The following is an 11,504-nucleotide window of genomic DNA, read 5'->3' as shown; positions in this document are numbered from 1 at the left end:
GGGAAATACAGATGTCATTATCGGAGAATTTGGGAAAGAAAGTAAGGTTGATGATTGTAAAAGAAGTGGAGTTCGGCGTTTATCTCGGCAACAGCCAGGAGAAGGTGCTGCTTCCTAAAAAACAGGTCCCGCGGGGGTTAGAAGCAGGCGATCCGGTGGAGGTGTTCTTGTACAAAGACTCTTCGGACAGGCTGATAGCCACCACGAACGAGCCTAAGATCACCCTCGGGGAGCTGGCGGCGCTGAAAGTCGTGGATGTGGGACGGATCGGGGCTTTTCTGGACTGGGGGCTTGAGAAGGATTTGCTGCTTCCATTCCGGGAGCAGACGGCGAAGGTCAGGAAGGGGGACGAGGCGCTGGTGGCTTTGTATGTGGACAAGTCAGGAAGGCTTTGTGCGACGATGAAGGTCTATGAGCGGCTGCGTCTGGATTCCCCCTATCAGAAGGACGACCAGGTGGAAGGAATCATATATGATACCAGTGATAATTTCGGGGTATTTGTCGCTGTGGATGACTGTTATTCCGCATTGATTCCCAAAAAGGAGGTGTACGGCGACCTGAAAGTGGGCGACCGTATCCATGCGCGGGTCACAAGGGTCAAGGAGGACGGGAAAATGGATCTCGCCGTGAGGGAGAAGGCGTTCCTTCAGATGGACGTGGATGCGCAGGCGATTATGGAGCGGCTGGAAGAATCCGGAGGCCGGCTGCCGTTTACGGATAAGGCAGAACCGGAACGGATCAAGGAGGAATTTGACATGAGCAAGAATGCGTTTAAGCGCGCCGTGGGGCGGCTCTTGAAGGAAGGCAGGATAGAAATTTGTGAAAAATCTATTGAAATTCGCAAGAGATAGGGTATAATAGGAAAGACGACGAAGGTAAGATAAGGAAATCAGAAAGGAGCTTTTGGAATCATGAAAGTGCAGAACATTACGAACATTGACAAATTTTTTTCTGTAATTGACGATTGCTCAGGAAAAGTAGAATTAGTGACGGGAGAGGGCGACAGGCTGAATTTGAAGTCGAAGCTGTCCCAGTATGTATCTATGGCGAATATTTTCTCTAACGGTGAGATCCCGGAGCTGGAGATTATTGCATATGAGAAGAAAGATATAGACAAGCTGGTGAAGTTCATGGTGGACGGCGAGTAGGCAGGTAATCAGCGGCAGATACATGAAAGAGGTGTTCCCGGAAGGCTGGGGGCGCCTTTTTTATCATAGTAGGAAACTTCGTATGTATTTACACAAAAAGGAGAAAATATGAGTTTTGCACATCTTCACGTCCACACGGAGTACAGCCTGTTGGACGGTTCAAATAAGATAAAAGAATGCGTAGCCCGTGTGAAGGAGCTGGGGATGGACAGTGTGGCAATCACGGACCATGGCGTCATGTTCGGGGTAATCGACTTCTACCGGGCGGCGCGGGCGGCGGGAATCAAGCCTATCCTTGGGTGCGAGGTCTATGTAGCTCCGGGTTCCCGTTTCGACAAGGAGGCCTTAGGTAACGGCGACGACCGTTACTACCATCTGGTCTTGCTTGCGGAAAATGACGAAGGCTACCATAACCTGATGAAAATCGTTTCCCGAGGATTTACGGAAGGGTACTACTATAAGCCCCGTGTGGACATGGAAGTATTGAAAGAGTTCCACAAGGGAATCATCGCCCTGAGCGCCTGCCTTGCAGGGGAGGTTCAGAAAAATATCCTGCGGGGCATGTATGACGAGGGAAAGAAGGCGGCTTACCGGTATCAGGAAATTTTCGGGAAGGGGAATTTCTTTTTGGAATTACAGGATCACGGGCTGCAGGAGCAGAAGCTTGTGAACCAGTCCCTTCTTAGGATGTCCAAGGAGACAGGGATTGATTTGGTGGCCACCAACGATATCCACTATACCTATGCAGAAGATGAGAAGCCTCACGACATGCTTTTGTGCATCCAGACAGGGAAGAAGCTCTCCGATGAGAATCGGATGCGCTATGAGGGCGGGCAGTATTACATTAAGTCAGAGGAAGAGATGAAGGAGTTGTTCCCTTATGCACAGGAAGCCCTTGAGAACACTCAGAAGATAGCCGACCGCTGCCATGTGGAGATTGAATTCGGCGTAACGAAACTGCCGAAATACGATGTGCCGGAGGGATTCACATCCTGGGAGTACCTGAACTATCTGTGCCAAGAAGGAATGAAAAAACGTTATCCGGAAGGCGGGGATGAGCTCAAGGAACGGCTGGAATATGAACTGTCCGTCATCAAGTCCATGGGTTACGTGGACTATTTCCTGATTGTATGGGATTTTATCAAATATGCAAAGGACCATGATATCATGGTGGGACCTGGGCGTGGTTCTGCCGCCGGAAGTATTGTGGCGTACTGCCTTGAGATCACCAGTATCGATCCCATCCGGTATCAGCTCCTGTTCGAGCGTTTCCTGAACCCGGAGCGTGTGTCCATGCCGGATATTGACGTAGATTTCTGCTTCGAGCGGCGGCAGGAGGTTATTGATTATGTGGTGGAAAAGTACGGCACCGACCGGGTCGTACAGATTGTCACCTTTGGTACGATGGCGGCGAAGGGCGTGGTGCGGGACGTGGGGCGTGTTATGGATCTGCCCTATGCGTTTGTGGACGGAATCGCGAAGATGATACCGAGGGAGCCGGGAGTCAATATCACACTGAACCGGGCTTTAGAGATGAATCCGGATTTGCGGAAGCTGTATCAGGAGGATGAACAGGTCCATGAGCTGATCGATATGTCCAAGCGGCTGGAAGGCCTTCCAAGGCATACTTCCATGCATGCGGCAGGCGTAGTAATCAGTCAGAAGTCCATTGATGAGTATGTGCCGCTGTCCCTTGGGTCTGACGGTTCGATTACGACCCAATTTACCATGACAACGTTAGAAGAGCTGGGGCTTTTAAAAATGGATTTCCTTGGGCTTAGGACGTTGACGGTGATTCAGGACGCCGCAAGGCTTGCTGGGGAGAGCAGCGGTGCGGCGGTTGACTTGGAGAAGATTGACTATGACGACAAGAAGGTGCTTGGCTCTATCGGGACGGGACGTACGGACGGTATATTCCAGTTGGAGAGCGGCGGGATGAAGAGCTTTATGAAGGAGCTAAAGCCACAGAACCTGGAGGATGTCATTGCAGGAATTTCCCTGTACCGTCCCGGTCCGATGGATTTCATTCCCCAATATATCCGGGGGAAGGATCATCCGGAGACGATTACCTACGACTGTCCGCAGTTAGAGCCAATCCTGGCCCCTACCTACGGCTGTATCGTGTATCAGGAACAGGTCATGCAGATTGTGCGTGATTTGGCGGGGTATACTCTTGGGCGGAGTGACCTTCTGCGCCGCGCAATGTCCAAGAAGAAGGGGGACGTGATGCAGAAGGAACGCCAGAGCTTCGTCTATGGAAATGCGGATGAAGGGGTCCCGGGGTGCATTACTAACGGGATTGACGAGAAGACGGCGAATAAGATTTACGATGAAATGATTGATTTTGCCAAGTATGCGTTCAACAAGTCTCATGCGGCGGCTTATGCCGTAGTGGCTTACCAGACGGCGTGGCTGAAATATTACTATCCTGTAGAGTTCATGGCGGCGCTCATGACATCCGTGATTGATGCGCCCAGTAAGGTAGCGGAGTATATTTACACCTGCCGCCAGATGGGGATTGAGATCCTGTCGCCGGACATCAATAAGGGCGAGGGGAATTTCTCGGTGGATGGAGGAAATATCCGGTATGCGCTTACTGCAATCAAGAGTATCGGGCGGCCTGTGATTTCCGCGGTCATTGAAGAGCGAAAGGCGAGAGGACATTTCCGTAATCTGAAGGATTTTATTGAGCGGATGGCGGGGAAGGATATTAACAAGCGGACGATAGAGAACTTTATTAAGTCAGGGACATTCGACAGCTTAGGAGGGACCAGGAAGCAGTACATGGTCATCTATGTGCAGATTATGGACCAGGTGAATCAGGAACGGAAGAATTCCATGGACGGGCAGATGTCGCTGTTCGATATGGTGGGAGAGGACCAGAAAGCCGAATTCGATGTGCCGCTGCCGGATGTGGGAGAGTATGAGAAGGAGACGAAATTTGCATTTGAGAAAGAAGTGCTTGGGTTCTATTTAAGCGGGCATCCCATGGAGGAATACGAGGAGAAATGGAGGAAGAACATTTCCAAGACTACGCTGGATTTCCAGATTGACGAGGAGACGGGGCGGACGAAGGTACACGATGGGGCAAGGGAGGTCATCGGCGGCATGATTACGTCCAAGACCATTAAGTACACGAAGCAGAATAAGGTGATGGCGTTTGTTACCCTTGAAGATTTGGCGGGAGCCGTGGAGGTAGTGGTATTTCCCCGGGATTTTGAGAAGAACCAGCAGTACTTGAATGAAGATGAAAAGGTCTTCATCCGGGGAAGGGTGTCGGAGGAGGACGAGGCGGCGAGTAAGCTTATCTGTGAGAAGGTAATCCCCTTCGGGCAGACGAAGCGGGAACTCTGGCTTCAGTATGCCGACAAGGAGTCCTATCTTGCGGGGGAACGCAAGCTTTTCGAGCTGCTTGGTGATTCGGACGGGCAGGATATGGTGGTGATTTACTGTAAGAAGGAGAAGGCGGTGAAGCGTCTGGCTGCAAACAGAAGCGTCAATGCAGATAAGCTGCTGCTGAACAAATTGACGAATTATCTGGGAGAATCTTGTGTAAAAGTAATAGAAAAACCCATTGAAAACCTTTGTTAAATAATGTACAATGAGGGGCGAGAGAGACAGATAGAAAATGATTCCGGTGGAATGTCATTTTGCGCTGGGATCATGGATGCTCAACATGAAATGACTACACATGGAGGAATGATTTATGGCAAAAGTAATTCGTACAATCGGAGTATTAACCAGTGGAGGCGATGCGCCAGGAATGAATGCGGCAATCCGTGCCGTTGTTCGTACGGGACTTGGCAAGGGTCTGAGAGTCAGAGGAATCAGGAAGGGTTATCAGGGATTGTTGGATGAAGAAATCATTGATTTGTCTGCGCGGGATGTTTCCGATACGATCCAGCGCGGAGGTACGATTCTTCAGACGGCGCGGTGTGAAGAGATGCGCACGGAGGAAGGGCAGCAGAGGGCGGCTGCAATCCTGAAGAAGTACGGTGTGGACGGGCTGGTGGTAATCGGCGGAGACGGTTCCTTTGCGGGCGCCCAGGCGTTGGCGAATCTTGGAATCAACACGATTGGTGTCCCGGGGACGATTGACCTTGACATTGCCTGTACGGAGTATACGATTGGGTTCGATACGGCTGTGAACACGGCGATGGAAGCGATTGATAAGGTACGTGATACGTCTACTTCCCATGAGAGATGTTCCATCATTGAGGTAATGGGAAGGGATGCAGGCTATCTGGCTCTGTGGTGCGGAATTGCCAACGGTGCGGAGCGTATCCTGCTGCCGGAAGAGCATGGTTACGATGAGAGTGCGATTGTGGCCGACATTCAGGAGTGCAGGAAGCGCGGCAAGAAGAATTATATCATCATCAATGCGGAAGGTATCGGCGGTTCTATTGAGATGGCGGAGCGTATTGAGGAAGCTACCGGCATGGAGACCCGTGCGACGATTATCGGCCACATGCAGCGTGGAGGAAGCCCGACCTGTAAGGACAGGGTCTATGCATCTATCATGGGCGCGATGGCAGTGAACCTTCTGATTGAAGGGAAGACGAACCGTGTTGTGGGATATAAGCATGGACAGTATGTGGACTTTGATATTAATGAGGCGCTTGGCATGCAGAAGGGCATTCCGGTCTATCAGTATGAGATCGCGAAGGATTTGGCGCTGTAGCAGGCGTATTTTAGAGAGTGAAAAGGAGTTGTCAGAAGAGGTAGTATTTTCTGGCAGCTCCTTTTGTTATAAATGGAATCCGTAAATCTTTCCGTTAAATCCGTTGTTATAATCTTACAGATTGCTATTTTTTACTATACGTTGTATAGTAAATATTGACAGACAGGGAAGGCTGTCTGCGAAGATGGTATTTTTCAAAATTTACTGCTTTATATGAATAATTATGATTAGCAGAAGTTTCTGTAAATTCAGGAAAGGAGTGAAATTCCACAGGAAATAGGACGCGGTCTGTGGAAGAGGTGGGTTTCATATGGAGAATCAATTAGTATGGAAAGAAGAGTACAATATCGGAGTAGACGTTATTGACAAGGAGCATCAGAGGCTGTTCAAAATTATTAACAAGCTATTTGCATTTGGGAAAGAGGAGAAGAAGAGCCAGTGGGCGTGCCAGGAAGGAATCAAGTATTTCAAAGACCATGCGGTGAAGCATTTTTTAGAAGAGGAGAAGTATATGATGTCGGTCGGGTACGAAGGACTTGCCGCGCACAGGCATCAGCACGAAGGATTCCAGAAAAAGATGCTGCCTGCCCTTGAGGCGGAGCTGGAACAGACGAATTATTCAGAAAATGCAGTGGACCATTTTTTAGGTGTCTGCGTCGGGTGGCTGATCGGGCATACTTTGACAGAGGACCGTGCGATTACGGGAGAAGGGGTAAGCAAGTGGGAGAATCTTCTGCCGGAGGAAGAGCTTGAGGCGATGAAGAAGGTAATCGTCCAATTGGTTTATGATATGTTCCGGCTGGAGTCCCGCGTACTCAGTGACGGTTACAGCGGAGAGAAGTTTGGGAGAGGAATATATTGCCGCCTGGTCTATGGTATGGAGCAGGAGGAGGAAAATAGCGAGATTTTTCTGGCATTTGAGGAAAAGCTGCTGATCAACACTGTCGGAAAGGTCATGGGAATCGAGACGAACCGGCTGGATACGATGTTGGTCAATGCAACCAGATTAACGGCGCAGCAGTTCGTAAAACGTGTGATGGAGCATCTGCCGGATGCGGAAAGATGCGAGATCAAGGAAGAGAACCTTCTTACATATGAGCAGTTCCAGGATGTGTTTGAGAAGGAGAAGATGCAGGCCAGCCTGTTGTTCGATACGGGAGAAGGGTATTTTGCCTACTGTGTCATTGCACCCCATATGCTGGAAAAAGGCGCGGTGACTCCAATCGGCGTGGAGAATGCCATGGAGGAGGTCGAAGAATATCTCAAGAAGAGGGATATCCCCCAGAGAAAGAAGATATTGGTGGTAGATGATTCCATGACGATCCGGCAGGGAATGAAGCAGTTGCTGTGCGAAGATTATGAGATTGCGGTGGCGGCGTCGGGAATGTCGGCGATTCGTTCGATTGCTCTGGATAGTCCGGATCTGGTTCTTCTGGATTATGAGATGCCGGTCTGTGACGGGAAACAGGTTTTGGAGATGATTCGTTCTGAGGAGGACTTTGCCAAAATCCCGATTATCTTCCTGACGGGGAGGGCGGATCCGGCGACGGTGAAAAAACTGGTATCTTTGAAACCGGACGGGTATCTTGCGAAGTATCTGAAGCCAGAGGAGATTAAGCAGAAGATCGATGCTTACTTTACAGGAGAAGGGGATTTCGCCTTCTGTGTCATTGCGCCCCATATGTCGGGGAAAGGTGCGGCGACTCCGATTAGCGTGGAGAATGCCATGGAAGAGGTCGAAGAATATCTCAAGAAGAGAGAAATACCGCAGAGGAAGAAGATACTGGTGGTAGATGATTCCATGACGATCCGGCAGGGAATGAATCAATTGCTGTGCGAGGATTATGAGATCGCGATGGCATCGTCGGGAATGTCTGCAATCCATTCTATTTCCATGGATCGACCGGATCTGGTGCTGCTGGATTATGAGATGCCAGTCTGTGACGGGAAACAGGTCCTGGAGATGATCCGTTCCGAGACGAACTTTGCCGGAATCCCGGTCATCTTCCTGACGGGAAGGACAGATCCGGCGACAGTGAGAAAACTGATATCATTGAAACCAGACGGTTATCTCGCGAAATATCTGAAGCCAGAGGAGATCAAGCAGAAGATCGATGCTTACTTTGAGAAGAAAAAGGATTGAGATTTTCGGTGAAGAAGGAGAGGAATAGTCGGATGGGGTATTGATTCCCCATCCTTTTTTTGTTGTTTCGCTGATCACTATATCAGATATGCGTAAGCCGCCTCGCAGACAAATACGACGGCACAGCATATGGCGGCGATTCCCATCATATTGATTCCCCGCCATGCGGCGATGATTCCCGCAGCCAGCGCAAGGATACCTGCCGCCGGGACCTGGGGCGCCGTGATGATTGCCGGGAATGTCATGACCGCAAGGGTTACATAAGGCACATAGTAGAGGAATGAGCGTATCAGCGGGTTTTTAATCTTCCCGCGTATCAGCGTCAGCGGAAGCACACGGATGAAGCAGGATACCGCCGCCGCGACCAATATGTAAATGTAGATATTATGAGTCATATTCCACTGCCTCCTTATCTGGGTCTGTTGCCGCAGTATGCCCTTCCTCATCCTTCACGGGGAATAATACGGCTGCAAGTCCGGCAATGATTACCGTCAGCAGGCTAATCTTCATACTGTCGGACATAGAATCGAACAAAGGAATCTTGGATACGGCATAACTAACCACAAAGCTTACAAGTACGACGCCGCCGACAATCTTATTCTGTTTGGAGGCGGGAACGATAATTGCCACAAACATGCCGTACAGCGCAACGCTCAGGGCGCTTACGACAGACGGAGGCAGGACGTTGCCGGCAACAATCCCCAAAGCTGTTCCAAGCGCCCAGCTCGGCAGTGCGATTGCCATTGCGCCGTAATTATAATAAGGGTTCAGCTTTCCGGTCCTTCCGATGCTGATGCCGAAGATTTCGTCTGTAATCCCGAACCCCACTAGGAATCTGTGCAGGAGGGAAGTGTCTGTGGCAAATTTCTGGCTCAATGCGCAGCTCATCAGCAGATAACGTATATTCGTGACCAGAATGACAAACGCCATCTCGAAATAAGGCGCGTTCGCAAGGATTACCGTAAATTCTGCATACTCTCCTGCGGAGGCATGGTTCAAGAGACTGGACAGGAAACCCTGAATGGGATTCAAACCGGCTTTTTTTGCCACTATCCCCAGTGAAAATGCAACCGCAAAGTATCCCAGTGCAATGGGGATTCCGTCCCGTATTCCATTAGTAAATGCATTCTTGCTACGACTCATTGTTTCTTCCGCTATGCAGGCAAAATTGCCGGTAAGCCTCTCCGTTTAAATTTTTCCATGTAAATACCCCGTCTTCCAGCATCATATAGCTGTGTTCGCTTCCGTCCTTAGGGATGGAGACAGAACCTGGGTTTATGTAATACTTGCCGCCGAAATCTTCTATTACAGGGATATGGGTATGCCCGTGAAGCAGGATATCGCCCGCTTTCAGCATGGGTGGATTGGCAGTATTATGGATATGTCCGTGTGTTGCAAATATCATATGTCCCTGCTCGTACAGGATACAGTAGTCGGCAAGGATTGGGAATTCCAAAACCATCTGGTCTACGTCTGTGTCGCAATTCCCGCGGACGCACAGGATGTCTTCCTTCATGTCATTTAGAAGATCTATGACTTCTTTTGGGGCGTAGCCTTCCGGAAGATCGTTCCTCGGACCATGGTAGAGGATATCTCCAAGGAGGAGCAGCTTGTCCGGCTGTTCGGCCTGATAACGTTTCAGTAATTGTCTCAGATAGTAAGCGCTTCCGTGAATGTCAGATGCGATCAATATTCTCATGGTATCTAAAGTCCTTTCCGTAAAATAGATTAGGCAATCGATATTTGTCGATTCCCTGCATAATAGTATAGTCTGTATGAAGGCGGGTTTCAAGGAAAAGTTAATTTTTCCCCTGCAGGCAGAAAATCTTTGGATAAATACGGCGTTTCTTGTATAATAGAAGAAGATACATATGCAAGAGGGAGGGAAAACCGTGGAGAGAGATACGTCAAGTACAATTAAGCGCGCCGAACATTTTCAGATCGTATTGATTGGAGAAGGCCTGATTGTCGGAGGCATTGCCGGGCTTGTGATGGTGCTGTACCGGATGTTCCTGGAATATGCGGGGAAATGGCTGAATATGATTCTTGGATTCTGCAAAGGGAATCCGGTGCGGATTGCAGGATGGTTTCTGATATTGTTTGTGCTGGCATGGCTGGTAGGAAAGCTTTTGAAGTATGAGCCGATGATATCAGGCAGCGGGATTCCGCAGCTTGAGGGTGAAATGATAGGGAAATTAGACCAGAGATGGTGGAGGGTTCTCCCGGCAAAATTCCTTGGAGGCTTCTTATGTCTCCTTGGCGGCCTGGCATTGGGCAGAGAGGGACCGTCCATCCAGCTTGGGGCGATGGTGGGAAAAGGAGTCTCCAAAGGAATGGAGCGGGGAGTGACGGAGGAAAAGTACCTTTTGACCTGCGGGGCAAGCGCGGGGCTTGCGGCGGCGTTCCATGCGCCTCTGGCGGGCGTTATGTTCTCGCTGGAGGAGGTGCATAAGAATTTCTCCGTATCTGTACTGGTATCCGTCATGACGGCATCATTGACGGCTGATTTTATGGCGACTACGGTCATGGGAGTGGATTCTGTGTTCCAGTTTGAGATTGTCGGCGCGCTGCCGCCGGAACATTACGGACTGATATTGTTATTAGGAATCGTACTGGGGGCGCTGGGGGCGTTCTATAACTGGTTTACCCTAAAGGTGCAGTCGCTCTACCGCAATGCAAAGAGGCTCAGTGTGACGCAGAAGCTTATGATTCCGTTCTTCTGTGCCGGCGTCCTTGGATTTACGATGCCAGAATTCCTTGGAAGCGGACATGCCCTGCTTGATTATCTGACGACGGAAGACGTCATGCTTGGTACGGTATTATTCATTCTGGCAGGAAGGTTTATCTTTTCGGCAGTCTGTTTCGGCTCCGGCGCTCCGGGAGGCATCTTCTTCCCGCTGCTGGTGTTGGGAGGCTTTATCGGGGGCGCGTTTGCAACGGTAGGCGTCCAGTATATGGGACTGGATATGATGTACATCAATAATTTTGTTGTGCTTGCCATGGCGGGGTATTTTGCGGCGATTGTGCGCGCCCCGCTGACTGGTATTATATTGATTTTCGAGATGACCGGGACGCTGAGCGAGATGATGACATTGTCGATTGTGTCGATTGTGGCATATATGGTGGCGACCCTGCTTCGGTCGAAGCCGATTTATGAAAGCCTTCTTGAAAGGATATTGGAGCAGCAGAACGGAGAAAAGGCTGTGGATCATGGAGAGAAAGTATTGCAGAATTTTGTGGTGCTTCAAGGCTCCAAACTGGAAGAGTCATTGATGAAAGAGATTGAATGGCCGGGGAATTGCCTGATTGTCGCGATTCAGAGGGGATCTGACGAGATTATCCCAAGGGGAAGTACGAAGATGCAGACCGGGGACGTCATTGTGGCGATGACCAACGAAAGAGAAGCCGCAGCCGTACATGATGAGTTGGAGAGACTGTGCCGGGAGGTGTTTTAAAGAAGTGTATTTCGTTTGTGAAAGGGGGCGCCGGAAAATCCGACACCCCCTGATAGGTAAAGACATTAGCGGCATAA

Annotated in this window: 9 protein-coding genes; 6 read left to right on the top strand and 3 right to left on the bottom strand. The window is 49.9% G+C overall.

Annotated elements, in window-relative coordinates; all coding sequences use genetic code 11:
• The first annotated feature begins 11 nt into the window (after positions 1–11).
• From AC6I3O_RS22785 to AC6I3O_RS22765, 5 genes are all read left to right on the top strand, one after another.
• Positions 12–851, top strand: coding sequence for a CvfB family protein (locus AC6I3O_RS22785; RefSeq protein WP_497852814.1), 840 nt, complete (start codon positions 12–14; stop codon positions 849–851).
• 60 nt (positions 852–911) lie between these two features.
• The gene (locus AC6I3O_RS22780; protein ID WP_497852813.1) at positions 912–1,148 is read left to right on the top strand and encodes a polya polymerase; all 237 of its coding nucleotides are present in this window, start codon (positions 912–914) and stop codon (positions 1,146–1,148) included.
• A 108-nt stretch (positions 1,149–1,256) separates the two neighbouring features.
• Positions 1,257–4,739 carry a DNA polymerase III subunit alpha gene (locus tag AC6I3O_RS22775; RefSeq protein WP_497852812.1) on the top strand — a complete coding sequence of 1,161 codons (3,483 nt, stop codon included), beginning with the start codon at positions 1,257–1,259 and terminating at the stop codon, positions 4,737–4,739.
• Positions 4,740–4,854: 115 nt separating this feature from the next.
• Entirely contained in the window at positions 4,855–5,829 is a 975-nt protein-coding gene (gene pfkA, locus AC6I3O_RS22770) for a 6-phosphofructokinase (RefSeq protein ID WP_497852811.1), read from the top strand.
• A 310-nt stretch (positions 5,830–6,139) separates the two neighbouring features.
• On the top strand, positions 6,140–7,972 hold the full coding sequence (locus AC6I3O_RS22765; RefSeq protein ID WP_497852810.1) for a response regulator: 1,833 nt from the start codon (positions 6,140–6,142) through the stop codon (positions 7,970–7,972).
• 77 nt (positions 7,973–8,049) lie between these two features.
• Here the strand turns inward: AC6I3O_RS22765 and AC6I3O_RS22760 are convergent, their stop codons facing one another.
• Genes AC6I3O_RS22760 through yfcE form a run of 3 tightly spaced genes read right to left on the bottom strand, consistent with a single transcriptional unit; the run spans position 8,050 to position 9,671 of the window.
• A complete protein-coding gene (locus tag AC6I3O_RS22760) occupies positions 8,050–8,367 on the bottom strand; it encodes an AzlD domain-containing protein (RefSeq protein ID WP_497852809.1) in 318 nt (105 codons plus the stop codon).
• The gene (locus AC6I3O_RS22755; protein ID WP_497852808.1) at positions 8,357–9,115 is read right to left on the bottom strand and encodes an AzlC family ABC transporter permease; all 759 of its coding nucleotides are present in this window, start codon (positions 9,113–9,115) and stop codon (positions 8,357–8,359) included. The genes AC6I3O_RS22760 and AC6I3O_RS22755 overlap by 11 nt, the downstream gene beginning before the upstream one ends.
• Complete coding sequence (gene yfcE / locus AC6I3O_RS22750; protein WP_497852807.1) at positions 9,105–9,671, bottom strand: phosphodiesterase; 567 nt, start codon at positions 9,669–9,671, stop codon at positions 9,105–9,107. The genes AC6I3O_RS22755 and yfcE overlap by 11 nt, the downstream gene beginning before the upstream one ends.
• A 193-nt stretch (positions 9,672–9,864) precedes the next feature.
• Here yfcE and AC6I3O_RS22745 point away from each other — a divergent pair, with 193 nt between their 5' ends.
• Positions 9,865–11,427 (top strand): ClC family H(+)/Cl(-) exchange transporter, encoded by a 1,563-nt coding sequence (locus AC6I3O_RS22745; protein WP_497852806.1) that lies wholly within the window; start codon positions 9,865–9,867, stop codon positions 11,425–11,427.
• The last annotated feature ends 77 nt before the right edge of the window (positions 11,428–11,504 follow it).

It is taken from the genome of Sporofaciens sp. St.21A7, assembly GCF_059728535.1.
This window is presented reverse-complemented; position numbering and strand designations above follow the sequence as displayed.